Source organism: Microbacterium sp. ARD31, assembly GCF_031844425.1.
Genome location: NZ_JAUZVE010000036.1, coordinates 24,662 through 47,557 on the forward strand (window position 1 = coordinate 24,662; position 22,896 = coordinate 47,557).

Below are 22,896 nucleotides of genomic sequence, written 5' to 3' on the forward strand. Positions count from 1 at the left end.
CGCGTGGTGACCGGTGAAAGTCGGCGATCCGGCCTACCGTGGAAGGCATGCCACGCAGTTCCAGTGCGCCCGCCGCCGGCCGCGCGCCCGCGAAGGGCTCGACCTCGCGCGCCCGCAAGCCCGATCCGGCGCCCAAGCGGTACGTCGGCGACGCCGAGCGCCCGCCCGTGGCCGTGCGCGCATGGCTGGGCCTCGCTCACGCCGTCGGCGGACTCTTCCGCGCCTTCGGCCCCGAGACGCTCGCCAAGGACGAGCGCCGCGACGGGTTCCCGTTCCTCCTGGTGCTGCTGGCCGTCGCGGGCTCGGTCGTGGAGTGGTTCCTCATCGGCACGGAGGTCGCGGCCACGATCAGCGCCTACACCGTGGGCGGCCTGCTCGGCCGCGAGGCGTTCCTGATGCCGGTGCTCCTGCTCATCCTCGCCGGGTGGATGTTCCGGCATCCCTCGTCCGTGCACGACAACGGACGCATCGGCATCGGATTCGGGATGCTGGTGCTCATGATCGCGGGCTTCTGCCACGTCGCCGGAGGCCGCCCGCAGCCCAACCAGGGACTGCCCGCCCTGAGCGAGGCCGGCGGTCTCTTCGGCTGGATGGTCGGCGAACCGCTCGCGATGGTCCTCACCGATGTCGGTGCCTACATCGTGCTGAGCGCGCTCACGCTGCTGAGTGTGCTCATCATCACCAAGACGCCGCCGAACCGCATCGGCACCAGGCTGGGCGAGCTGTACGCCTGGATGTTCGGCGCCGAGCCCCGTCCGCAGACATCGGCCGCGGATGCCGCGGACACGGACGACGCGGATGACGCGCTGCCGTGGTGGCGCCGGAACAAGACCGGGCGCGAGAAGGACTCCGACGGCACGCTCGGGTCGCAGGACCTGACCGAGCTGCTCACTCCCGGACACGCGGAGGGCGGCTTCGACCAGGCCCTCGAACCCGAGCCGCCGGCTCCCGCGGCCGCGGCACCCGACGCTCTCACCGAGGTGATCGACCCGGCCGTCCTTGCTCGAGCCACCAGGGGCGCGCGAAAGGGAGGCACGTCGCTGCAGGACGACTCGCCGTCCGACCCGCAGGACGACGGAACGCTCCCCGGGCTCTCGGGGCTCGGCTCCGAAGGCCCGCACGACGCACCCCACACGCCGTACCGTCTGCCGTCGGTGCAAGCGCTGGCCCAGGGGACGCCGCACAAGGCCCGGTCGCAGGCCAACGACGACACGGTGCGCGCGATCACCGGCGTGCTCGATCAGTTCTCGGTCGACGCCCGGGTGACCGGGTTCTCACGCGGACCGACGGTGACGCAGTACGAGATCGAGCTGGGCCCGGGCGTGAAGGTCGAGCGGATCACGGCCCTCACCAACAACATCGCCTACGCGGTCGCCTCCAACGAGGTGCGGATCCTGGCACCCATCCCCGGCAAGAGCGCGATCGGCGTCGAGATCCCCAATGCCGACCGCGAGATCGTCACGCTCGGCGACGTGCTGCGCTCCCAGGCGGCCGCGCAGTCCACGCATCCGATGACCATCGGCGTCGGCAAGGACGTCGGCGGCGGGTACGTCGTGGCCAACCTGGCGAAGATGCCCCACCTCCTGGTGGCCGGCTCCACCGGATCGGGCAAGTCCAGCTTCGTGAACTCCATGATCACGAGCCTCCTGATGCGGGCGAAGCCCTCCGATGTGCGCATGGTGCTCATCGACCCCAAGCGCGTCGAGCTCACCAGCTACGCCGGCGTTCCCCACCTGATCACCCCCATCATCACCAACCCGAAGAAGGCCGCAGAGGCCCTGCAGTGGGTCGTGAAGGAGATGGACATGCGGTACGACGACCTCGCGTCGTTCGGATTCCGCCACATCGACGACTTCAACAGGGCCGTGGTCGCGGGCGAGCTGAAGCTGCCCGAGGGCAGCCAGCGGGTGCTGAAGCCCTACCCCTACCTGCTCGTGGTGGTCGACGAGCTCGCCGACCTCATGATGGTCGCCCCCCGCGACGTCGAGGACTCGATCGTGCGCATCACGCAGCTGGCGCGAGCGTCCGGCATCCACCTTGTCCTGGCCACGCAGCGCCCGAGCGTCGACGTCGTCACGGGCCTCATCAAGGCCAACGTGCCCTCCCGTCTGGCGTTCGCCGTCACGAGCGTGACCGATTCCCGCGTCATCCTCGACCAGCCGGGCGCCGACAAGCTCATCGGCCAGGGTGACGGGCTGTTCCTGCCGATGGGCGCGTCGAAGTCGCTCCGTGTGCAGGGCGCGTGGGTCAGCGAGACGGAGATCGAGAAGGTGGTCGCCCACGTGACCGCCCAGGCGCGCCCGGAATACCGTCCGGACGTTCAGGCCACCCAGGAGAAGAAGGAGATCGACGCCGACATCGGCGACGACCTCGAGCTGCTGCTGGCCGCGGCCGAGCTGGTGGTGTCGACGCAGTTCGGGTCGACCTCCATGCTCCAGCGAAAGCTGCGCGTCGGGTTCGCCAAGGCCGGTCGCCTGATGGACCTGCTCGAATCCCGCGAGATCGTCGGCCCGTCCGAAGGATCCAAGGCCCGCGACGTCCTGGTCACCGCCGAGCAGCTGCCGGGGGTCATGGCGCGGATGCGCGGCGACGACGTGCCCGAGACGCCTCCCGCACCGTCGTCCGAGCCCGCGGACCCCTATGCGGCGGACCCTGTCGAGCAGCAGTTCGAGGGGTACGCCGTCGAAGAGGTCGATGACGACGACGAGGACGCCTGGGGCCTGACGGGACGCGACCGATGAGCGTTCCCCGCCAGCTTCCGAACATCATCACGATCGTCCGCATCCTCTGCGCGCCCGTCTTCGTATGGATGCTGCTGGCCGACGGCGGCGCCGACGGCCCGCTCCGGTGGTGGGCGGCCGTGCTGTTCATCGTGGCCATCGCCACGGACGGCCTGGACGGCTACCTCGCTCGTCGCCACGAGATCGTGACCGACCTCGGAAAGCTGCTCGACCCCATCGCCGACAAGGTGCTGACCGGTGCGGCCTTCGTCGGCCTGTCGATCCTGCTCGAACTGCCGTGGTGGATCACCATCGTCGTGCTCATCCGCGAGATCGGCATCACCGTCTACCGGTTCGCGGTGGTCAGCGACCATGTGCTCGCTGCCGCATGGATGGGAAAGCTCAAGACCGTCGCCCAGGCTCTCGCGCTGTCACTCGCGCTGCTGCCGCTGTGGGACGTCGTCGGCGAGTGGATCTGGTGGGTCAACGGAGTCACGATGACCGTCGCGGTGATCCTCACCATCGCCAGCGGCATCGACTACGTGATCTCGGAAGTGCGCGGCGCGCGACGGGGGAGCCGGTCGTCGTGACCTCGGTTGCCGCGGCCGTCCTGGCGCTCCTGGCGCGACGCGAGTGGACGATCGCCACGGCCGAGTCCCTCACCGCAGGCATGGTGTCCTCGGAGCTGGCCGCCGTGCCCGGAGCCTCCGCCCATCTCCGCGGCGGCGTGGTCGCCTACGCCACCGATGTCAAGCGCACGCTCCTGGGTGTCGACGGCGCACTGCTGCGACGCCGCGGCGCCGTCGACGCCGAGGTGGCCCGCCAGATGGCGGCGGGAGCGCGCCGTCTGCTGACGGCGGACGTCGGGGTCGCCACGACCGGTGTCGCCGGCCCGGACGCCCAGGACGGCACGCCGGTGGGAACGGTGTTCGTCGCCGTCGCCACCCCCGAAGGGTCGCATGTCGTCGACCTGCGGCTGGCGGGATCGCGTCACGAGATCCGCACGGCGAGCACGTTGCGGGCTCTCGAGGCCGTGGTGGCCCACCTGTCGTGAAAGTCGTCGCCGACGGGAACAATCGGTGTTTCGTCGCCGTTACATTCCGCGATTCCCACCCATTGCACAGCGCGCGGGATTAGATTGGCATCCAGCACCGTTGTACTGTTGTCCACCCGGGCAGCGGGTGAATCAGACGTGAGGAGGGGACCCATGATCCTGGTTCGACAAGAGATCGGCGAAGTGCTTCGTGACTTCCGCCAGCAGAAGGGTCGTACCCTCCGTCAGGTTGCCAGTCGCGCGAGCGTCGCTCTCGGATACCTGAGCGAGGTGGAGCGGGGCCAGAAAGAGGCCTCGAGCGAGATCCTGGCTTCCGTGGCCGAGGCGCTGGACGTTCCCATCTCGACCATCATGCGCGAGGTCGGGGATCGCATCTCCGTGCTCGAGGGCCTGCAGACCTTCCCGGACGTCGTACCCGACGACCTGGTGGCGTCCGTGGACGCCGAGCTCTCGCTGCGCTGACAACCGCGAGCCTCTCATCGGCATGCGACGAAGCGAGTTCGAGCGCGCGGTCTCCGACGAGTTCGGTCCCCGAGCGACCTCCCTCCTGGCCGACCTGATCCTTCCCGGCGCGGGCGGTCAGACCGCGGAGCAGGCGCTGGCGGCAGGCGTTCCGCCGCGCCAGATCTGGACGGCGCTGTGCGCCGAGACCGACGTGCCGGCGGACCGCAGATACGGTGTGGGACGCCTCGAGCCCCGACGCTGACCTTCGCCGTTCGGGCTGCCGAGTCACGGCGTGTCGTCGAAGATGTGTTCGATGACCGCATAGGCTCCTGCACAGCGGGTGTCGCGGACGATTCTGTCCACAATGCGAGAGGGGCCACGGCCGATGTCGGAACCCCTTCGTAACGTGAACGGAGTCGCAAAGACACCCCACGCCTTGTCGCATCATCCGCCCCACCGGCGGGCGGAGCGCGACAGCCTATAGGCGACGGATCTCCGTTCGCGGAATCATCCGCAGACGGGACGAGTGCAGAAGGAGCACGCCATGCCATCACCCGTTGACCGCGAGAAGGCCCTGGAATCGGCCCTCGCCCAGATCGACCGGCAGTTCGGGAAGGGCTCGGTCATGCGTCTCGGCAGCGACGAGCGCGCTCCCGTCGAGGTCGTCCCCACCGGCTCCATCGCCCTCGACGTCGCCCTCGGTATCGGCGGACTTCCGCGGGGCCGCATCATCGAGATCTACGGCCCGGAGTCGTCGGGTAAGACGACGCTGACGCTCCACGCGATCGCGAATGTGCAGCGTGCGGGCGGGATCGCCGCCTTCGTGGACGCCGAGCACGCACTCGACCCCGACTACGCGCAGAAGCTGGGCGTGGACATCGACTCGCTGCTCGTCTCTCAGCCCGACACGGGGGAGCAGGCGCTCGAGATCGCCGACATGCTCGTGCGCTCCGGCGCGATCGACCTCGTCGTGATCGACTCCGTCGCCGCACTCGTGCCGAAGGCCGAGATCGAGGGCGAGATGGGCGACTCCCATGTCGGTCTGCAAGCGCGCCTGATGTCGCAGGCGCTGCGCAAGCTGACCGGTGGACTGAACCAGACGAACACCACCATGATCTTCATCAACCAGCTGCGCGAGAAGATCGGCGTGTTCTTCGGCTCGCCCGAGACGACCGCCGGCGGCAAGGCGCTGAAGTTCTACGCATCGGTCCGCCTCGACATCCGGCGTATCGAAACGCTCAAGGACGGCACCGAGGCGGTCGGCAACCGGACTCGCGTCAAGGTCGTGAAGAACAAGATGGCCCCGCCGTTCAAGCAGGCGGAGTTCGACATCCTCTACGGCGTCGGCATCTCGCGCGAGGGCAGCCTGATCGACTTCGGCGTCGAGCACGGCATCGTGAAGAAGTCGGGCGCGTGGTACACCTACGACGGCGAGCAGCTGGGCCAGGGCAAGGAGAACGCCCGCAACTTCCTGCTGAAGAACGCCGACATCGCCGCGGACATCGAATCGAAGATCAAGGTCAAGCTCGGCATCGGGCAGCCCAAGGCCGTCGATGCGCCCACGAAGGACGAGCTGGCGGCGCGCCGCCCCGCGTGATGGTCCGCTTCATCGATGCGGGAGACGAGCCCGCCGACGTCGACACGGCGTCCGGCGGGCCCGTCGCCCCCGTCATTCCGCTGTTCGAGCGCCGTGGGACGCACGAGGCCATAGCGCCGACGCGGGCTGAGGACCGGCGTCGTCCACCCGCCGGCGCGGCGCGCAAAGCCCGGGATCGTGACGGGACCGATCGAGACGAGACCGATCGAGACGAGACAGGCCGCGAGGGCGCTGAGCGCGATGCGGCCGAGCGCACGCTGCTGCGAAAGCTTCGAGTCCGCTCGCTGTCGGTGCGCGAGGCGAGGTCGGTGCTCGGCGAACAGGGTCTTCCTGCCGACGAGGTCGACGACGTCCTCCAGACGTTCCTCGATCGCGGCTATCTCGACGACGCTGCTCTGGCCGAGCAGCTCACCCATGCGGCCGTCGACCGGAAGGGCCACGGCCGTCGCGTCATCGCGCAGACGCTCGCCAAGCGGGGCGTCCCGCGGGACGTCGCCGATGCCGCCCTGGAGGCGCTTCCGGACGACGACGCCGAGCGCGCCCTGGAGTTCGCACGCTCGAAGGCGCGGTCCATGGCCTCGCTCGGCGGCGACACCGCCCTGCGCCGCCTCTTGGGCCAGCTCGCCCGCCGCGGCTACGGCGGTTCCGCCGCCATGTCGGCGGCGAAGCAGGCCCTCGCCGAGTACGACGAGCCGCGGCGCGTCCGCTTCGACTGATCCCGGGGGCGGGTCCCGGCAACCGCTCGTAGAATGGCACCCATCATGTCGATGCCCTCCAGCACCCCCACGCTCATCTCGCCGTCCGCGGCGGCGACGAGCATCGACGGCCGCGCGCGCACCTACGAGGTCCGCACGTTCGGCTGCCAGATGAACGTCCACGACTCCGAGCGCCTCTCCGGTTCGCTCGAAAACGCGGGATATGTCCGTGCCGAGAGCGGCGAAGAGGCCGACGTCGTCGTGATCAACACGTGCGCCGTCCGCGACAACGCCGCCGGCAAGCTCTACGGCACCCTCGGGCACTTGAAGTCGCGCAAAGACAAGCGCGAGGGGATGCAGATCGCCGTGGGCGGCTGCATGGCCCAGATGGACAAGCAGGCGGTGCTCGACAAGGCCCCCTGGGTCGATGTCGTCTTCGGAACCCACAACATGGGGTCCCTGCCGAGCCTGCTCGAGCGCGCCCGGCACAACGGCGAGGCCGAGCTCGAGATCCTCGAAGCGCTCGAGGTCTTCCCCTCCACGCTCCCGACCAAGCGTGACAGCGTCCACAGCGGATGGGTCTCGATCTCGGTCGGGTGCAACAACACCTGCACCTTCTGCATCGTCCCGAGTCTGCGCGGCAAGGAGAAGGATCGCCGTCCCGGCGACATCCTCAGCGAGATCCGCCTGCTCGTGGACGACGGCGCGCTCGAGGTCACCCTCCTCGGCCAGAACGTCAACTCCTACGGTGTGGAATTCGGTGATCGTCAGGCGTTCGGCAAGCTGCTGCGCGCTGCCGGCGAGATCGACGGACTGGAGCGCATCCGTTTCACCAGCCCGCACCCGGCGGCTTTCACCGACGACGTCATCGACGCCATGGCCGACACCCCCGCCGTGATGCCGCAGCTGCACATGCCGCTGCAGTCCGGAAGCGACAGCGTCCTCAAGGCGATGCGCCGCTCGTATCGCAGCGATCGCTTCCTTGGGATCCTCGACCGCGTGCGCGAGCGCATCCCGCACGCCGCCATCTCGACCGACATCATCGTGGGCTTCCCCGGAGAGACGGACGCCGACTTCGAAGACACCCTGCGCGTGGTGGAGCGGGCGCGCTTCGCGAGCGCGTTCACCTTCCAGTACTCCATCCGCGAGGGCACCCCCGCCGCCACCATGCCGGATCAGGTTCCGAAGGCGGTCGTCCAGGAGCGCTACGAGCGGCTCGTGGCGCTGCAGGAGCGCATCTCGCTGGAGGAGAACCACGCCCAGCTCGGCCGCGAGGTGCACGTGCTCGTGTCGACCGGCGAGGGCAAGAAGGACGCCGAGACCCGGCGACTGACCGGCCGGGCCGAAGACAACCGCCTCGTGCACTTCGAGGTCCCGGAGAGCTCGGCCGTTCCGCGACCCGGAGACATCGTCTCGGTCGTCGTCACCCATGCCGCGCCCTTCCACCTCCTCGCCGACGCTCCCGCGGGTCGGCCCCTGCGCATCCGCCGGACGAGGTCCGGCGATGCGTGGGACCGGGCTCAGGCGGAGTCCTGCGCGGTTCCCGCGCCCTCCGGCGGAGCGGGTGCTGCGCGCGCGGTGTCGCTCGGGCTCCCGTCGCTCCGCCTCGGCGTGTGACGCACTCCGACCCGGACGCACCTCGCCCGGTCGGCGGGCGGCTGTGGGTCGTGGTCGGCGCCACCGGCACCGGGAAGACGGCGCTCTCGCTCGACCTGGCCGAGGCCCTGGCGTCGCGGGGGATCCCCGCGGAGATCGTCAACGCCGACGCGATGCAGGTGTACCGCGGCATGGACATCGGCACTGCGAAACTCCCCGCGGCCGAGCGTCGCGGCATCCCGCATCATCTCTTCGACGTGCTCGATGTGACGGATGAGGCCGCCGTCGCCTGGTACCAGGATGCCGCGCGGGGCGCGATCGGCGAGGTGCACGACCGTGGTGCGGACGCCATTCTCGTCGGCGGCTCGGGTCTGTACGTGTCGAGCGTCGCGTACGACTTCCGCTTCCCCCCTCACGACGACGCCCTGCGCGCCGAGCTCGAGGCGGACCTCGAGCGCGACGGCCCGGGGGCACTGTACGCCCGCCTCCGCGCGGTCGATCCCGCCACGGCTGAGCGTGTGGATCCCCGCAACGGCCGACGCATCGTCCGGGCCCTCGAGATCCTCGCGCAGGGGTCTGCGACGCACGGCGCCGCGTTGCCGGCCGCCCCGGTCCTGTGGCACGCCGACACACGCATCATCGGTGTCGAGGTGCCCCGCGACCGACTCGTCCCGCGGCTCGACGCGCGGGTGGAGGGCATGTGGCGCGGCGGGCTCGTCGACGAGGTGAGGGCTCTGCTGCCGCGGGGGCTCGAGCGGGGCGTGACGGCACGGCGCGCCATCGGCTACGCCCAGGCGCTGGCACAGCTCGAAGGCCGCCTCTCCGAGGCCGAGGCCGTCGCCGAGACCCAGGCCCTGACGCGTCGCTACGCCCGGCGCCAGGTCTCGTGGTTCCGGCGATACGTCGAGATCCGGTGGGTGGAACCGGGCGCGGATGCCGGGACCCTGGCAGACTCGGCGCCATGACTGTCGAGATCCGACCCTTCCACGTCGCCGAGACCGAGGCCGTCGTCGCACTCTGGCACGCCGTCGGGCTCACCCGCCCCTGGAACAATCCGCACCAGGACATCAGCCGCAAGCTGACGGTGCAGCCCGAGCTCTTCCTCGTCGCCGTCGCCGACGGCGAGATCGTGGGGACGGTGATGGCGGGCTACGACGGGCACCGCGGCTGGCTCTACTACCTCGCGAGCGACCCGTCCCGTCGCGGCCAGGGGATCGGGCGGCGCCTCGTCGAGGAGGCCGAGGATCGGCTGCTCGCGCTCGGCTGCCCGAAGGTGCAGCTCATGGTGAGGCCCGACAACGGCATCGCCCAGGGCTTCTACGAGTCGCTCGACTACGTTCCCTTCGAGGTATGGGCGACCGGGAAGCGGCTGATCGCCGACTGAGGCCGAGGGCTCCTCGCCCCCCGCCCGTAGACTGGGACGATGCCGCAGACGATCGCGTTCACCAAAGGCCACGGCACCGGCAACGACTTCGTGATCATCCCCGATGCGGACGGCGAGCTCGACCTGACCGATGATCAGGTGGCGATCCTCTGCGACCGTCGATTCGGCATCGGCGGCGACGGCATCCTGCGCGTCGTCCGCTCGGCGGCGATCGACGAGGGCGCGCACGCGGCCGAGGTCGGCGCGGAGTGGTTCATGGACTACCGCAACGCCGACGGCTCCCGCGCCGAGATGTGCGGGAACGGCGTCCGGGTGTTCGTGCGCTACCTGCTCGAGGCGGGGTGGGCGATGCTCGGCGACGCTCCGCTGGCGATCGGCACGCGCGCCGGCGTCAAGGCGGTCACGTCGAGCGATCTCGGCTTCGAGGTGGATCTCGGCCCGTGGCGGGTGGAGCCGGGCGATGTCCTCGTGCGGGCCAGGGGCATCGGCGCGCCGCGACCGGGGCTGGGCATCGACGTGGGCAACCCGCACGTCGTCGTGGCGCTGCCCGACGAGGGCGAACTCGAGGCACTCGATCTCACCGCGCTGCCCCAGCTGCATCCCGAGCCGCCCGCCGGCGCGAACGTGGAGTTCGTCGTGCCGAGCGACCCGCTCGTCCGGGACGGCGTCGGCCTCATCCGCATGCGCGTGTTCGAGCGCGGTGTCGGTGAGACGCTGTCATGCGGCACGGGTGTCGCCGCGGCCGCGCTTGCCGTGCGCGAGTGGGCCGGTGCCGCCGCGCCCGACCGCTGGAGCGTGGACGTCCCGGGTGGCACGCTCGGGGTGCGGATGCCGGAGGTCGACGGCGAGCGCCATGTGCTGCTGTCGGGCCCGGCCACCCTGGTGTACTCGGGCCAGGTCGCCCTCGCCTGAGCGGACTCAGGGGAGGGGGATGGCAGCCGTCGGCGGCGTCCCGTGCCTGCGCACTTTGAGGACGCGGAATCCACGGCCCGTGGCGGCGCGGTGCACGCTGTACCCCCGGTCGAACGTCGCGGCGAGCCAGCGCTGCAGGGAGTCCGAGCCGAGGTTTCTCTGCACGACGAGCCACGCGTCTGACCGCTCGTCCAACCGGGGGATCCACTGCTCCATGAGTCCGTGGAGGACGTTTTTGCCGACCCGGATGGGCGGGTTGGACCGGATGGTGCGAAAGACGACGTCCTCGGGAACATCCGACGGGAGAGCGGCGTTGATGTTCTGCAGACCCAGGGCATCGGCGTTCCGGCGCACGAGGTCCAGCGCGCGCTCGTTGACGTCGACGGCCCACACGGTCGCGTGCGGCGCATCCATCGCGAGCGTCAGCGTGATGGGCCCCCACCCGCAGCCGAGGTCCAGCAGGTTGCCGCCCGGTGGCGGGGGAGGGGTGTTGGCCAGGAGAACGGCCGTGCCGTCATCCACGTGCGCCGGACTGAAGACCCCGCCCGCGGTCGTCACCTCGAGGTCGCGGCCGGCGAGGGTCACCCGGATACGACGGAGGTTCTCAGCGCTGGCGGGCGACGCGCTGAAGTAGTGGTCCTCCCCCATGGCTGTCGAGCGTAGCGGAGGTCCGCCCGGACCCGGGAGCGTAGAGTTTACGGATGCTTCACCCGGCGCACGCCGGGCGCGGCGCCGGTGAAAGGAACACATGACCGACACGACCACTCCGGGAAGCACCGACGAGACGCCGGTGGACCCGGTGGATCGCGTGCTCTCACGCGCCCAGGCGCGATCGGAACGGCGCGTCAGCACGTTCACCGAGCGCGGGTCCGACCGCGGCATGGGCGCGGCGCAGGCGCTGCAGGATGCCGCGACCATCGGTGCCGGCGACTCCGACGGCGAGCAATGGGACCGTGAGGAGCGAGCGGCGCTGCGCCGCGTTCCCGGTCTCTCCACCGAACTCGAGGACGTCACCGAGGTCGAGTACCGGCAGCTGCGGCTCGAGAACGTCGTGCTCGTCGGCGTGCACCCCCAGGGTGCGCAGGAGGACGCCGAGAACTCGCTGCGCGAGCTCGCCGCGCTGTCCGAGACCGCAGGAGCGGTGGTGCTCGACGGCGTGCTGCAGCGGCGGCCCCACCCCGACCCCGCCACCTACGTCGGCCGCGGGAAGGCCGAAGAGCTGCGCGACATCGTCGCCGCCGTCGGCGCCGACACCGTGATCGCCGACACCGAGCTGGCCCCCAGCCAGCGCCGTGCTCTGGAGGACGTCGTGAAGGTGAAGGTCATCGACCGCACCACGGTCATCCTCGACATCTTCAGCCAGCACGCCAAGAGCCGCGAGGGCAAGGCCCAGGTCGAGCTCGCGCAGCTGGAGTACCTCCTGCCGCGCCTGCGCGGCTGGGGTGACTCGATGAGCCGTCAGGCCGGTGGCCAGGTCGGTGCGGGCGGCGCGGGAATGGGCTCCCGCGGACCCGGTGAGACGAAGATCGAGCTGGACCGCCGCCGCATCCGCACCCGCATGGCGCAGCTGCGCCGTCAGATCCGCGATTTCGCACCCGCCCGCGATGCCAAGCGCGCCGAGCGCAAGCGCAACACGATCCCGTCGGTCGCCATCGCCGGTTACACCAACGCGGGCAAGTCCAGCCTGCTGAACCGGCTCACCAGCGCCGGCGTCCTCGTCGAGAACGCTCTGTTCGCCACCCTCGACGCGACGGTGCGGCGCACCGAGACCGAGGACGGCCGCATCTTCACCCTCACCGACACGGTCGGCTTCGTGCGCAACCTCCCGCACCAGCTGGTCGAGGCGTTCCGATCGACGCTCGAAGAGGTCGGCCAGGCCGACGTCATCGTCCACGTGGTCGACGGCTCGCACCCGGATCCGGCTGCGCAGCTGGCGACGGTCCGCGACGTCATCGGCGACGTGGGCGCGCGCGACATCCCCGAGATCGTCGTCTTCAACAAGGCCGATCTCGTCGACGACGACACGCGGCTGCTGCTGCGCGGACTCGAGCCGCGTGCGGTGTTCGTGTCGTCGCGCACCGGTGAGGGCGTGGCCGAGCTGAGGGCTGCGGTCGAGGCGGCCCTGCCGATGCCGGCCGTCGAGGTGAACGCACTCGTGCCGTACGAGCGCGGCGACCTCGTCTCTGCGGTGCACGAGCAGGGGATCATCGTCTCGCAGGAGCACGAGGAGACGGGCACCGCCATCCACGCGCACGTGTCGGAGCACCTCGCGGCCCGCCTGGGCGACTACCTCCGCTGACAGAGCGTTGCCGGCTCACTCCAGGTCGAGCGGCGTGATGCCCTCGGGTGCGAACCCCAGCACCTGCCCGAGGAACGACACCTCCGCCTCGAGCGTCGCGACGATCGTCTCGGCTCGCCGGAAGCCGTGTCCCTCGCCCTCGAACGCGAGGTACGCGTGGGGCACCCCGTTGGCCGCGAGGGCGTCGCGCACCGCTTCGGACTGCGACGGCGGCACCACCTCGTCCTCGAGCCCCTGCTCGATGAGCATCGGGGTGGTGAAGCCACTCAGGTGGGACAGCGGCGAGCGCTCCCGGTACGTGGCCTCCGCCTCCGGCAGGGGCCCGACCATCCCGTCGAGGTAGTGGGCTTCGAAATCGTGCGTGTCCTCCGCGAGACGCAGCAGATCGGCCACCCCGTAGCGGCTGATCCCCGCGGCGAAGGCATCCGATCGTGACAGAGCGCACAGGACCGTCCACCCTCCGGCCGAACCTCCCGCGATCGCGAGGCGTTCCGGGTCGGCGGCGCCGTCGGCCGCGAGCCCTCGTGCGGCGGCGACGACGTCGTCGACGTCCACGACCCCCCACTGACCGAGCAGCCGCTCACGGTAGGCGCGGCCGTAGCCGCTGGAGCCGCCGTAGTTGACGTCGAGGACCCCGATTCCGCGGCTGGTGAGGTACGCGATCTTCGCGGACGGCCCGCCCCCCACATGGCCGGTCGGGCCGCCATGCACGAACAGCACGTAGGGCGGTCGCTCGTCCGCCGGGCCGACCACGTCGGGGTTCGTCGGGGCGTAGGCGAACGCGTGCACGTCGCCATGCGGGCCGGCGTAGGTGACGGATCGGGGCACCGGCATCCATTCCTCACCCCACGGTGTCTCGTCGCCGCGCACGGAGACCGCCTGCTCGGGCGCGTCGACGTCGACCACCCACAGGCCCGAGGGTGCCCACCGGCTCGAGCCTGAGACGAGGACGCGCGTTCCGGCGGTGTCTTCGATGTTGGCGCCCGCCACGACGGGAGTGTCCAGGATGCCGGTCGTGCCGGCGCGCGGGTCGACGACCACGATCTCGTCCGACCCGTCGGTGCGCACCGCGACGACGCGGCCGTCATCGAGCAGCCCATGCCACCGCATGCCGAGCGACCACAGCGGGCCGCCGGTGTCGGCGTCGGCGGGGGCGAGCTCCTCGGACAGGAGGTCGGCGGTGAGGCGGAGCCGGCGCAGATTCCACCGGCCGGTCGGATCGTCGACGTACACGAGGTCCTCGGCGTCGAGCCACGCCGGCTGCAACGGGGCGGTGGCGCCCCCGGCCGCGGTCGTCCACTCCGACACCGTCCCGTCGGCGAGCCGGCCGACCCGCAGTTGCGTGCGGTCCCAGGGCATGGCGGGGTGGTCCCACGCGACCCACGCCAGGTGGGAGCCGCCCGGCGAGAGGGCCGGCTGGGCGAGGAAGTCGCTGTCGCCCACGAGGTCACGGACCTCACCGGTGCCGTCCATCGGGATCGAGACGATGTGGCGGCGCGGCCCGCCGTGGCCGGTGTGCACTTCGCGCACCGCGAGGAGCGTGTCCTCCTGGAACACCAGACCGCCGTACCGTGCGGTGGGATCGGCTGGAGTGAGGGCCCGCGGCGCCTCGCCGGGTGTCATCGCCCACACCCGCTGGTCGGTCTTCTCGACGAAGACGAGCTCGCCGCCGGCCGCCGTCCACGCGCCGCCGCCGTACTCGTGCACGCGGGAGCGGGCGTTCCACGGCGCCGGCAGCAGCTCGGCTGTCGTTCCGTCGACGCGCCGCCGCCGCACGGTCGTGCGACCGCCTTCGGAGGGGACCGTCTCGCCCCACCAGACCTCGTCCCCGGCGAAGCGGGCGCCCTCGAGGCGCGGCGACGCCTGCGCGACGTCGGCGGCCGAGATCGGCGAGGGCCAGGATCCGTAGGGGAGTGCGATCGGCATGCGTCAACGCTACGCCGCGTCGTCACCGTGCGGCATCCCGCGGCATCCCGACGGCTCGCGGGCGGCGCCGGCCGAGGACGCAACAGACCGTCATACGCCTCACCGCCCCCGGATGCTCCGTTAGCGTGGAGCCATCGTCGCCCGGTCGTCCCCACGGACGGTCCCCGAACCCTCGGGACCGGGCAGGAGCGACAGCCGAGCCCGGCACCCGCCCGCGATGACACCGCCCTTCCGGCTCTGCCGGGGCGGATCGTCCGCGGCCGCCCGGCCCCCTCGCCCGCTACCGAAGAGCTCGCCATGTCGATCGACCTCACCGCGCCGCCGGTCCCGTTCTCGTTCGAGGTGTACCCGCCTCGCACCGACGCCGCCACCCGCACCCTGCACGAGACGATCGCGCATCTGGCGGCGGCGGGACCGCGCTTCATCTCGGTCACGTACGGCGCCGGCGGCTCGACCGCGGAGCGATCCCTCGACCTCCTCCGGCACATCCTGCGCAACACCGACATCGAGCCCCTCGCCCACCTGACGTGCGTGGGCAGCACCTACGACGACGCGACGGCGCTCATCCGCGAGTTCCTGGATGCGGGAATCACCAGCTTCCTCGCGCTGCGGGGCGACCCGCCCGCGGGGATGGCCGAAGGGGACGCGTTCCTGGGCGACCTGGAATCCGCTGCCCAGCTCGTCCAGCTCATCGACCGTGTGCAGGCGGCCCGGGCTCCGTACACCGAGGCGCCGATCCCTGGAGTCCCGGGAGCCGCACGGGTCGCGCGGGGGGCGAAGGTCGACATCGCCGTCGCGGCATTCCCGACCGGACACCCGCGCTCGCGGCATCCGAACGAGCACATCGATGCGCTGCTGGCCAAACAGGCCGCCGGCGCCACCCTCGCCATCACTCAGCTGTTCTTCCACGCCGACGACTACCTCGCCTTCGTGCAGCGCTCGCGGGATGCGGGGGTGACGATCCCGATCCTGCCGGGCATCATGCCCATCACCTCGCCGCAGCGGCTGCGACGCGTGCTCGAGCTGACCGGCGAGGCGCTGCCCGGCGAGCTCGCCGTGGCGCTCGAGGTGGAGCCCCGCGCCGACGCCCAGCGCGAGATCGGCCTCGCCCACGCGGCGGGCCTGGCCCGCGAGGTGCTGGAAGGCGGCGCGCCCGGCATCCACCTCTACGCCTTCAACACCCACGACACGGTCCTCGCGGTGCTCCGCGAGGTCGGCATCCTCGACCACCACCTCAGCCAGGAGAACGCACGATGACCGCACCCACGCCCGCCTTCGCCTCCGGCACGATCCTCGGCTATCCCCGCATCGGACGCCGCCGCGAGCTCAAGCGCGCCGTCGAGGCGCACTGGGCCGGAGCCCTCGACGAGGCGGCGCTGGAGCAGACCGCCGCGCAGCTGCGCCGCGCCACGCGGGACCGACTCGCCACGCGCGGACTCGGGCGCGGCGACTCGTCGATCCCCGAGGCCTTCTCGTACTACGACCAGGTGCTCGACGCCGCCCTCACGGTCGGCGCGCTTCCCGAGCGCTTCGCCCACCTGCGCGAGCCGGACGGGGCCATCGGACTGCGCGCACTGTTCGCGGCGGCCCGCGGCGAGGGCGCCCACGCACCGCTCGAGATGACCAAGTGGTTCGACACCAACTACCACTACCTCGTGCCCGAGATCGGCCCCGAGACGACGTTCTCGCTCGCGAGCGACCGGTTCGCACGTCAGGTCGCCGAGGCCGTGGCCGACGGCGTGACGGTGCGTCCCGTGGTCGTCGGCCCGGTCACGCTCCTGGCGCTGGCGAAGGCGACGGATGCCGCACCCGACGGCTTCGACCCCCTGTCGCGACTGGACGACGTCGTCGCGGTATACGCCCGTCTGCTCTCGTCGCTGCGCGCGGCCGGCGCCGAGTGGGTGCAACTCGACGAACCGGCGCTCGTCAGCGAAAGCCTCCCGGCCGCCCCCGCCGCCCTGGCGGATGCAGCCGAGCGGGCCTACGCGACCTTGACGGCGGGTGAGGACCGTCCTGCCATCCTCGTGGCCGCCGGATACGGTCCGCTCTCGGCCGCGGCCTGGGAGACGCTGTCGCGCTCGGACGTCGAGGGCATCGCGATCGACCTGCACCGCGGCGGAACCCCCGACGCTCACGCCGGCCTGGCCGACAAGGTGCTCGTCGCCGGTGTCGTCGACGGCCGCAACGTGTGGCGCGGCGACCTGCGCGGCGCATGGGAGCGGCTGGACGCCGCACGCGCACTCGGTGCCGCCCATGTGGCAGCCGGCACGTCGACCTCGCTCCAGCACGTTCCCCACGACGTCGACGACGAGCCCGACCTCGATCCGCGCCTGCGCAGCTGGCTCGCGTTCGCCGACCAGAAGGTCGATCAGGTGGTCACGCTCGCCCGCGGTCTGCGCAGCGGCGCCGCCGCGATCGCGGCGGCGCTCGACGCGGCATCCGAGGCGCTCGACGACCGTCGCCGCGCACCCGGCGTGGCCGACCCGGCCGTGCGCGCGCGGACGGCGGCGCTCTCGACGGCGGACGCCGTCCGCGGCGACGACGCCGAGCGCGCCGCCGCGCAGGACGCAGCGCTGGAGCTGCCCGCGCTTCCGACGACGACGATCGGCTCGTTCCCGCAGACCGGCGAGATCCGTCGCGCCCGGGCCGCGCACGTCCGCGGCGAGATCGACACGGCCGCGTATGAGGGCTTCCTCCGTGACGAGATCCGCCGGGTGATCGCGCTGCAGGAAGAGCTCGGGCTCGACGTCCTCGTCCACGGGGAGCCCGAGCGCAACGACATGGTGCAGTACTTCGCCGAGCACCTCGACGGTTTCGCGGTCACCCGCAACGGGTGGGTGCAGTCGTACGGGTCGCGCGCCACCCGGCCTTCCATCCTGTGGGGCGACGTCTCGCGCCCCGCGCCCATCACCGTCGACTGGGCGACGTTCGCCCAGTCGCTCACTCCGCGCCCGGTCAAGGGGATGCTGACGGGGCCGGTGACGATCCTGGCGTGGTCGTTCGTGCGCGACGATCAGCCGCTGAGCGCGACCGCCGATCAGGTGGCACTCGCCCTGCGCGATGAGATCGCCGATCTCGAGGCTGCCGGCATCGGGATCATCCAGGTGGATGAGCCGGCGCTGCGGGAGCTGCTGCCGCTCGCGGTCGCAGACCAGGCGGCGTATCTCGAGTGGTCGGTGACCTCGTTCCGCCTGGCGACGGCGGGTGCCGCGCCGCGCACCCAGATCCACACGCACCTGTGCTACTCGGAGTTCGACGTCGTCATCGACGCCATCGCGGGACTCGACGCCGATGTGACGTCGATCGAGGCGGCCCGCAGCCGCGGCTCGGTGATCACCGACATCGCCGAGTCGGGCTTCGCTCACGGCGTCGGTCCCGGGGTCTACGACATCCACTCCCCGCGTGTGCCGTCCGTCGGTGAGATCACCGCGCTGCTCGAGCGTGCGGCGCGAGAGCTTCCGCTGCGGCAGATCTGGGTGAATCCGGACTGCGGGCTGAAGACACGCGGCTACGACGAGACGGTCGCGTCGCTTCGCAACATGGTGGACGCGGCCGGCTCGGTGCGCGCGTCGGTGTCGGTCCCGGTGTAGCGCCTCGTCCTGGCCGCCACGAGCCCGCCCGCGGCGGCCAGGACGACCCCGATGACCGCGACGGACAGGGCTGAGGCGCGCATCGCCGCGACGACCGTGTCGTAGAGGGCGTCGGTGGCGGCTGGCGGGAGGGCGGCGGCTTCGCTCCGACCCGCCAGTGCCGCGTCGCCGACCGACAGCAGCGCCAGGAGGACGAGGGCGCCGAGCGTGACGGCGATGCCGACGTCGCGCAGGGCGCGGCCGCGCCCGGGGGCGATCGCCACCGCCGCCGCGCCGACAGCCAGCGTGAGGACGGGGAGCCAGAGCCCGGCGGCCACGGCGACGGTGTAGCCGGCGCGGATGGCGGGCAGCGCGTCGGACTGCAGCACGACGATGGATCGATCGGTCGCGGGGATCACGCGGGCGAGGGCGACGCCCTCGCGGACCAGGCGCTCGGTGACCGCCTCGACCACCGGTCCGAGCCGGATGCTGACCGTCCCCTCCTCGTCGATCGCGAGCGCCCCGTCGCCCTCGGCTGTCGCCGTGAGGACGAGGGCCCGGTGACTGGCGACCAGTGCCGCGTTCCACACCCGAGGGAAGGCATCCGACTCGATGCTTCGCGCGACGGCATCCTCGACCATCCGGGTGGCCCCCACCGCGGCGGGCTCGCGGAGCAGGTCCAGCGCCCGGAGAGCCGGCCGGGGGAGGTCCAGTGTCTGCAGCCCGTCGAAGAGGTCGTCGGTCAGGCCCTGGACGTCGGCGGTCTCGAGGATCACCTCCGACGTGCGATCGGCGACGAGTCCGCGCACGTCGGCGTCGTCCGCCAACGGTGCGAGAGTGGCGACGAACGCGTCTTCGTCCACCAGCTGCGCCCGCACCCAGCTCGCGGCGATAGACACGGGGGCGAGGAGTGCGATCAGGATGACGCAGACCAGGGACACCACGCGCCGGAACCGGGTCATGCGGGGCTCCTCTCGGCTGCTGGGCCCACCCTAGCCGCACGCGGCGGCGGGCGTCAGACGGCGCGGAGCACGGCGACGACCTTGCCCAGCACGACCGCCTCATCGCCGAGGATCGGCTCGAACGCGGAGTTGCGGGGCAGCAGCCAGGTGTGCCCGTCGCGCTGACGGAACGTCTTGACCGTCGCCTCGCCATCGAGCATCGCGGCAACCACGTCGCCGTTGTCGGCGGTGGCCTGGGAGCGCACCACCACCCAGTCGCCGTCGCAGATCGCGGCGTCGATCATCGACTCGCCCGACACCTTCAGCATGAACAGGTCGCCCTTGCCGACGAGCTGGCGGGGGAGGGGGAAGATCTCCTCGACCTGCTGGTCGGCGGTGATGGGAACGCCGGCGGCGATGCGGCCGACGAGGGGCACCAGTGCCGCGTCGCCGACCGACGGAGCGGAGTCGGCAGGGTTCTCGGCGGCCGACCCGGGCAGGTCGATCAGCACCTCCATGGCGCGCGTTTTTCCGGGGTCGCGCCGGAGATAACCGCTGAGCTCGAGCTGGTTCAGCTGGTGGGTGACGCTCGACAGCGACTTCAAGCCCACGGCGTCCCCGATCTCGCGCATGCTCGGCGGGTAGCCGTGCTTGCCGATGGAGCGCTGGATGACCTCCAGGATCGCCATCTGCTTGTCGCTCAGGCTCTTGCGCCGACGGGTCCGCCCTGTCCCGGTCGCCTCGCTCATGTCGGCTCCTCTCGCCCTGATTCCGCTGCGTCTCTTCGAATGTCGGAGGCCCGTGGTGGGCTGTCGCTATCGAAACGGTATCCGGTTCGCCGGGCGGCACAGGGCAGGACGCCCCGCGTGTCGCTTCGACGGAAGGATCGCCGATTCGTCGCTTGACACCCGATTGTATCGAAGATAGCTTCGGAAGAGAGGTTCGCATCCGCCGGTCCCGGCCGATCGACGGATGCGAACTCTTCCCCGTTGGAGGAGAAATGACCGCACTGAGCATCGACATCCCCCTGACCGACCGCGTGCCCGAGACCCGGCTGCGCCTGACGACGCGCGGACGCCGCGTCCTGGCCGTCCTCGCGGCCGTTCCTGCGGCGACGGTGCTGGCGGGCGCGATCATCGGGGGCGGGTCCGCGTTGGCGGGTCGCGAAGAAGGCGCTCCTGCAGGAACGTTCGCGACGGTGACCGTGGACCCGGGTGACTCGCTGTGGTCGATCGCAGAAGAGGTCGCGCCGTCGGCTGACCCGCGCGACGTCGTGGCCGCGATCTCCAGCCTGAACGCCCTGAACGGCGTCGGGCTGCAGGCGGGGCAGCGGCTCGCGATCCCGGCCGAGTACGCTCCCGCCGGCTGAGCCGCGTCGCGGACGGAAGGCCGGGCGGCCCTACCATGGTGGGGATGAGCGCTCGACTCGACGACCTCCCTCTTCGCGACGATCTTCGCGGCCGGACCCCGTACGGCGCGCCTCAGGCGTCCCTGCCGGTGGCTCTGAACGTGAACGAGAACACCCACCCCGTTCCGCAGGAGGTCGCCGACGACATCCTCGACGGCATCGCGCGGGCGTTGCGGGACGTGAACCGCTACCCCGATCGCGAGTTCACCCCGCTTCGCGAGGCCTTCGCCGAGTACCTCGGCCACGGGCTCTCCCGCGAGCAGATCTGGGCGGCCAACGGCTCGAACGAAGTCCTGCAGCATGTGCTCCAGGCGTTCGCCGGACCGGGACGGACGGCGTTCGGCTTCTCTCCGACCTATTCCATGTACCCGCTGCTCACACGGGGGACCGGCGCAGCGTGGGTCGAGGGGGTGCGCGGGGCCTCCTTCACGCTCGACGCCGACAGCGCCGCCGCGCAGGTGGCGGACGCGCTGCCGGACGTGGTGTTCCTGTGCTCGCCGAACAACCCGACGGGCACCCCCATGTCGCTCGACGTCATCGAGGCGGTGTACGACGCGACGCCCGGCGTCGTGATCGTCGACGAGGCCTATCACGAGTTCGCACCGCACGAGCAGCAGTCCGCCCTGACTCTCCTGCCCGGCCGTGAGCGACTGGTGGTGTCGCGGACGATGAGCAAGGCGTTCGCGTTCGCCGGGGCTCGGGTCGGGTATCTCGCGGCCGACCCCGCGCTCATCGACGCGCTGCGTCTGGTGCGGCTGCCGTACCACCTCAGCGCGCTCACCCAGGCCGCAGCCGTCGCCGCTCTGGCTCACGCTCCGACGATGCTCGGGATGGTGGATGAGATCGTCGAACAGCGCGACCGGATCTCGGCGACACTCGAAGCGCTGGGGTACGCGCCGTACGAGTCGTGGGCGAACTTCGTCCTGTTCGGCGACGTCGACGACCCGGCCGACACGTGGCGGCGACTCTACGACCGGGGGGTGCTCATCCGCGACGTCGGCATCCCTCACCACCTGCGGGTCTCCGCGGGCACCGAGAGCGAGACGACGGCATTCCTCGATGCGCTGGCGTCGATAGACTCGGGCTCATGAACGCAGCGCACCGCACCGCGTCCGTCCGGCGCGCGACGAGCGAGTCGACGGTCGAGCTCGACCTCGATCTGGACGGCACCGGCCGCAGCCGCATCGACACCTCCGTCCCGTTCTTCGACCACCTGCTGACGGCGTTCGCGAAGCACTCGCTGACCGACCTCACGGTGCGGGCCTCGGGCGACACGCACATCGACGCGCACCACACCGTCGAGGACATCTCGATCGTGCTCGGGCAGGCGGTCCGCGAAGCGCTGGGCGACAAGGCGGGCATCTCCCGCTACGGCGACGCGCTGGTGCCCCTCGACGAGGCGCTCGCCCAGGCCGTGGTCGACATCAGCGGCAGGCCGTACCTCGTTCACACCGGCGAACCCGACGGCTTCGAGCACCACCTCATCGGCGGGCACTTCACCGGGAGCCTCGTCCGTCACACGTTCGAGGCGATCTCGTACCAGGCGGCGCTGACCGTCCATGTCCGCGTCCTCGGCGGCCGCGACCCCCACCACATCGCCGAAGCGGAGTACAAGGCGTTCGCCCGGGCGTTCCGTCAGGCGAAGGCCTTCGATCCGCAGGTCGAGGGCATCCCGAGCACGAAGGGCGCTCTGTGACCTCGAAGCCGCTCGTGGCGGTCCTCGACTACGGTTCGGGCAACGTACACTCCGCGGTGAAGGCCCTCGCCGCCGCGGGGGCCGACGCGCGGCTCACGGCCGACCGCCGGCTCATCATGGACGCGGACGGTCTCGTCGTCCCGGGCGTGGGTGCGTTCCAGGCGGTCATGGCGGCGCTGCGCGCGAGCCGCGGCGACGAGCTGATCGGTCGCCGGCTGGCCGGCGGGCGCCCCGTCCTCGGCATCTGCGTCGGCATGCAGGTGCTGTTCGAGCACGGCGTGGAAGGCGGCGTCGACACCGAAGGCCTGGGGGAGTGGCCCGGGGCGGTGACGCAGCTCGAGGCGCCTGTCCTGCCCCATATGGGCTGGAACACCGTCGAGGCAGGCTCCGGCTCGCGGCTGTTCGCGGGCCTCGAGGACGAGCGCTTCTACTTCGTCCACTCGTACGGGGCCAGGCAGTGGACCCTCGAGGTCCAGCCGCCTTTCCCCGAGCCAGTGCTGACGTGGTGTCGGTACGGAGAGCCATTCCTCGCCGCGGTCGAGAACGGACCGCTCGCGGCGACGCAGTTCCATCCCGAGAAGTCCGGCGACGCCGGCATCCGACTTCTCTCCAATTGGATCGACGGGCTCAGCGGGGCTACCCTCTGAGTTCGTGC

General features: G+C 71.3%; 22 protein-coding genes. 18 read left to right on the top strand and 4 right to left on the bottom strand.

All coding sequences use genetic code 11. From position 1 onward, the window contains the following. Positions 1–47: 47 nt before the first annotated feature. The 11 genes from Q9S36_RS39240 to dapF all read left to right on the top strand — a co-directional run bounded on the left by Q9S36_RS39240 (position 48) and on the right by dapF (position 10,402). Positions 48–2,741 carry a DNA translocase FtsK 4TM domain-containing protein gene (locus Q9S36_RS39240; protein WP_311290185.1) on the top strand — a complete coding sequence of 898 codons (2,694 nt, stop codon included), beginning with the start codon at positions 48–50 and terminating at the stop codon, positions 2,739–2,741. Then, positions 2,738–3,310, top strand: coding sequence for a CDP-diacylglycerol--glycerol-3-phosphate 3-phosphatidyltransferase (gene pgsA, locus Q9S36_RS39245; protein ID WP_311290186.1), 573 nt, complete (start codon positions 2,738–2,740; stop codon positions 3,308–3,310). Before Q9S36_RS39240 ends, pgsA begins: the two co-directional genes overlap by 4 nt. After that, entirely contained in the window at positions 3,307–3,774 is a 468-nt protein-coding gene (locus Q9S36_RS39250) for a nicotinamide-nucleotide amidohydrolase family protein (protein WP_311290188.1), read from the top strand. The genes pgsA and Q9S36_RS39250 overlap by 4 nt, the downstream gene beginning before the upstream one ends. A 153-nt stretch (positions 3,775–3,927) precedes the next feature. Next, the gene (locus tag Q9S36_RS39255) at positions 3,928–4,236 is read left to right on the top strand and encodes a helix-turn-helix domain-containing protein (RefSeq protein WP_109211855.1); all 309 of its coding nucleotides are present in this window, start codon (positions 3,928–3,930) and stop codon (positions 4,234–4,236) included. A 22-nt stretch (positions 4,237–4,258) separates the two neighbouring features. Next, positions 4,259–4,480 carry a DUF3046 domain-containing protein gene (locus tag Q9S36_RS39260; protein WP_311290189.1) on the top strand — a complete coding sequence of 74 codons (222 nt, stop codon included), beginning with the start codon at positions 4,259–4,261 and terminating at the stop codon, positions 4,478–4,480. Positions 4,481–4,762: 282 nt separating this feature from the next. Then, positions 4,763–5,815 (top strand): recombinase RecA, encoded by a 1,053-nt coding sequence (gene recA / locus Q9S36_RS39265; RefSeq protein ID WP_251449258.1) that lies wholly within the window; start codon positions 4,763–4,765, stop codon positions 5,813–5,815. Then, positions 5,815–6,531: a regulatory protein RecX gene (locus Q9S36_RS39270; protein WP_311290190.1), complete on the top strand. Its 717-nt coding sequence runs from the start codon at positions 5,815–5,817 to the stop codon at positions 6,529–6,531. The genes recA and Q9S36_RS39270 overlap by 1 nt, the downstream gene beginning before the upstream one ends. A 45-nt stretch (positions 6,532–6,576) precedes the next feature. After that, positions 6,577–8,127: a tRNA (N6-isopentenyl adenosine(37)-C2)-methylthiotransferase MiaB gene (miaB, locus tag Q9S36_RS39275; protein WP_311290191.1), complete on the top strand. Its 1,551-nt coding sequence runs from the start codon at positions 6,577–6,579 to the stop codon at positions 8,125–8,127. Beyond that, positions 8,124–9,071 (top strand): tRNA (adenosine(37)-N6)-dimethylallyltransferase MiaA, encoded by a 948-nt coding sequence (miaA, locus tag Q9S36_RS39280; protein WP_311290192.1) that lies wholly within the window; start codon positions 8,124–8,126, stop codon positions 9,069–9,071. The genes miaB and miaA overlap by 4 nt, the downstream gene beginning before the upstream one ends. Further along, the gene (locus tag Q9S36_RS39285) at positions 9,068–9,490 is read left to right on the top strand and encodes a GNAT family acetyltransferase (protein ID WP_311290193.1); all 423 of its coding nucleotides are present in this window, start codon (positions 9,068–9,070) and stop codon (positions 9,488–9,490) included. Before miaA ends, Q9S36_RS39285 begins: the two co-directional genes overlap by 4 nt. Positions 9,491–9,529: 39 nt before the next feature. Further along, positions 9,530–10,402, top strand: coding sequence for a diaminopimelate epimerase (gene dapF / locus Q9S36_RS39290; RefSeq protein ID WP_311290194.1), 873 nt, complete (start codon positions 9,530–9,532; stop codon positions 10,400–10,402). Positions 10,403–10,408: 6 nt separating this feature from the next. Here the strand turns inward: dapF and Q9S36_RS39295 are convergent, their stop codons facing one another. Further along, positions 10,409–11,050 (bottom strand): methyltransferase, encoded by a 642-nt coding sequence (locus tag Q9S36_RS39295; protein ID WP_311290195.1) that lies wholly within the window; start codon positions 11,048–11,050, stop codon positions 10,409–10,411. A 100-nt stretch (positions 11,051–11,150) separates the two neighbouring features. Between Q9S36_RS39295 and hflX the strand changes: the two genes are divergently transcribed. Continuing rightward, positions 11,151–12,701 carry a GTPase HflX gene (gene hflX / locus Q9S36_RS39300; protein WP_311290196.1) on the top strand — a complete coding sequence of 517 codons (1,551 nt, stop codon included), beginning with the start codon at positions 11,151–11,153 and terminating at the stop codon, positions 12,699–12,701. Positions 12,702–12,716: 15 nt separating this feature from the next. Here hflX and Q9S36_RS39305 read toward each other — a convergent pair whose 3' ends face one another. Then, positions 12,717–14,627, bottom strand: coding sequence for a prolyl oligopeptidase family serine peptidase (locus tag Q9S36_RS39305; RefSeq protein ID WP_311290197.1), 1,911 nt, complete (start codon positions 14,625–14,627; stop codon positions 12,717–12,719). Between the two features lie 297 nt (positions 14,628–14,924). Between Q9S36_RS39305 and Q9S36_RS39310 the strand changes: the two genes are divergently transcribed. Next, positions 14,925–15,884 carry a methylenetetrahydrofolate reductase gene (locus Q9S36_RS39310; RefSeq protein ID WP_311290198.1) on the top strand — a complete coding sequence of 320 codons (960 nt, stop codon included), beginning with the start codon at positions 14,925–14,927 and terminating at the stop codon, positions 15,882–15,884. Further along, positions 15,881–18,217: a 5-methyltetrahydropteroyltriglutamate--homocysteine S-methyltransferase gene (gene metE, locus Q9S36_RS39315; protein WP_311290199.1), complete on the top strand. Its 2,337-nt coding sequence runs from the start codon at positions 15,881–15,883 to the stop codon at positions 18,215–18,217. The genes Q9S36_RS39310 and metE overlap by 4 nt, the downstream gene beginning before the upstream one ends. Here metE and Q9S36_RS39320 read toward each other — a convergent pair. Both Q9S36_RS39320 and lexA read right to left on the bottom strand, forming a co-directional pair. After that, the gene (locus Q9S36_RS39320) at positions 18,136–19,158 is read right to left on the bottom strand and encodes a hypothetical protein (RefSeq protein ID WP_311290200.1); all 1,023 of its coding nucleotides are present in this window, start codon (positions 19,156–19,158) and stop codon (positions 18,136–18,138) included. The two genes, metE and Q9S36_RS39320, sit on opposite strands and share 82 nt — an antisense overlap. 53 nt (positions 19,159–19,211) lie before the next feature. Then, the gene (gene lexA / locus Q9S36_RS39325) at positions 19,212–19,886 is read right to left on the bottom strand and encodes a transcriptional repressor LexA (RefSeq protein ID WP_251449280.1); all 675 of its coding nucleotides are present in this window, start codon (positions 19,884–19,886) and stop codon (positions 19,212–19,214) included. A gap of 251 nt (positions 19,887–20,137) precedes the next feature. Between lexA and Q9S36_RS39330 the strand changes: the two genes are divergently transcribed. Genes Q9S36_RS39330 through hisH form a run of 4 tightly spaced genes read left to right on the top strand, consistent with a single transcriptional unit; the run spans position 20,138 to position 22,888 of the window. Further along, positions 20,138–20,506: a LysM peptidoglycan-binding domain-containing protein gene (locus Q9S36_RS39330; RefSeq protein WP_311290201.1), complete on the top strand. Its 369-nt coding sequence runs from the start codon at positions 20,138–20,140 to the stop codon at positions 20,504–20,506. Between the two features lie 44 nt (positions 20,507–20,550). Then, a complete protein-coding gene (locus tag Q9S36_RS39335; protein WP_311290202.1) occupies positions 20,551–21,636 on the top strand; it encodes a histidinol-phosphate transaminase in 1,086 nt (361 codons plus the stop codon). Further along, positions 21,633–22,241 (top strand): imidazoleglycerol-phosphate dehydratase HisB, encoded by a 609-nt coding sequence (hisB, locus tag Q9S36_RS39340; RefSeq protein ID WP_311290203.1) that lies wholly within the window; start codon positions 21,633–21,635, stop codon positions 22,239–22,241. Before Q9S36_RS39335 ends, hisB begins: the two co-directional genes overlap by 4 nt. Next, positions 22,238–22,888 (top strand): imidazole glycerol phosphate synthase subunit HisH, encoded by a 651-nt coding sequence (gene hisH / locus Q9S36_RS39345; RefSeq protein ID WP_311290204.1) that lies wholly within the window; start codon positions 22,238–22,240, stop codon positions 22,886–22,888. Before hisB ends, hisH begins: the two co-directional genes overlap by 4 nt. Positions 22,889–22,896 lie beyond the last annotated feature (8 nt).

What these genes read in the sequence shown, in the direction of transcription:
- Q9S36_RS39240 (WP_311290185.1), top strand. Translation starts at nt 48, where the DNA reads ATGCCACGCAGTTCCAGTGCGCCCGCCGCCGGCCGCGCGCCCGCGAAG.
- pgsA (WP_311290186.1), top strand. Translation starts at nt 2,738, where the DNA reads ATGAGCGTTCCCCGCCAGCTTCCGAACATCATCACGATCGTCCGCATC.
- Q9S36_RS39255 (WP_109211855.1), top strand. Translation starts at nt 3,928, where the DNA reads ATGATCCTGGTTCGACAAGAGATCGGCGAAGTGCTTCGTGACTTCCGC.
- Q9S36_RS39260 (WP_311290189.1), top strand. Translation starts at nt 4,259, where the DNA reads ATGCGACGAAGCGAGTTCGAGCGCGCGGTCTCCGACGAGTTCGGTCCC.
- recA (WP_251449258.1), top strand. Translation starts at nt 4,763, where the DNA reads ATGCCATCACCCGTTGACCGCGAGAAGGCCCTGGAATCGGCCCTCGCC.
- Q9S36_RS39270 (WP_311290190.1), top strand. Translation starts at nt 5,815, where the DNA reads ATGGTCCGCTTCATCGATGCGGGAGACGAGCCCGCCGACGTCGACACG.
- miaB (WP_311290191.1), top strand. Translation starts at nt 6,577, where the DNA reads ATGTCGATGCCCTCCAGCACCCCCACGCTCATCTCGCCGTCCGCGGCG.
- Q9S36_RS39285 (WP_311290193.1), top strand. Translation starts at nt 9,068, where the DNA reads ATGACTGTCGAGATCCGACCCTTCCACGTCGCCGAGACCGAGGCCGTC.
- dapF (WP_311290194.1), top strand. Translation starts at nt 9,530, where the DNA reads ATGCCGCAGACGATCGCGTTCACCAAAGGCCACGGCACCGGCAACGAC.
- Q9S36_RS39295 (WP_311290195.1), bottom strand. Translation starts at nt 11,050, where the DNA reads ATGGGGGAGGACCACTACTTCAGCGCGTCGCCCGCCAGCGCTGAGAAC.
- hflX (WP_311290196.1), top strand. Translation starts at nt 11,151, where the DNA reads ATGACCGACACGACCACTCCGGGAAGCACCGACGAGACGCCGGTGGAC.
- Q9S36_RS39305 (WP_311290197.1), bottom strand. Translation starts at nt 14,627, where the DNA reads ATGCCGATCGCACTCCCCTACGGATCCTGGCCCTCGCCGATCTCGGCC.
- Q9S36_RS39310 (WP_311290198.1), top strand. Translation starts at nt 14,925, where the DNA reads ATGTCGATCGACCTCACCGCGCCGCCGGTCCCGTTCTCGTTCGAGGTG.
- metE (WP_311290199.1), top strand. Translation starts at nt 15,881, where the DNA reads ATGACCGCACCCACGCCCGCCTTCGCCTCCGGCACGATCCTCGGCTAT.
- Q9S36_RS39320 (WP_311290200.1), bottom strand. Translation starts at nt 19,158, where the DNA reads ATGACCCGGTTCCGGCGCGTGGTGTCCCTGGTCTGCGTCATCCTGATC.
- lexA (WP_251449280.1), bottom strand. Translation starts at nt 19,886, where the DNA reads ATGAGCGAGGCGACCGGGACAGGGCGGACCCGTCGGCGCAAGAGCCTG.
- Q9S36_RS39330 (WP_311290201.1), top strand. Translation starts at nt 20,138, where the DNA reads ATGACCGCACTGAGCATCGACATCCCCCTGACCGACCGCGTGCCCGAG.
- Q9S36_RS39335 (WP_311290202.1), top strand. Translation starts at nt 20,551, where the DNA reads ATGAGCGCTCGACTCGACGACCTCCCTCTTCGCGACGATCTTCGCGGC.
- hisB (WP_311290203.1), top strand. Translation starts at nt 21,633, where the DNA reads ATGAACGCAGCGCACCGCACCGCGTCCGTCCGGCGCGCGACGAGCGAG.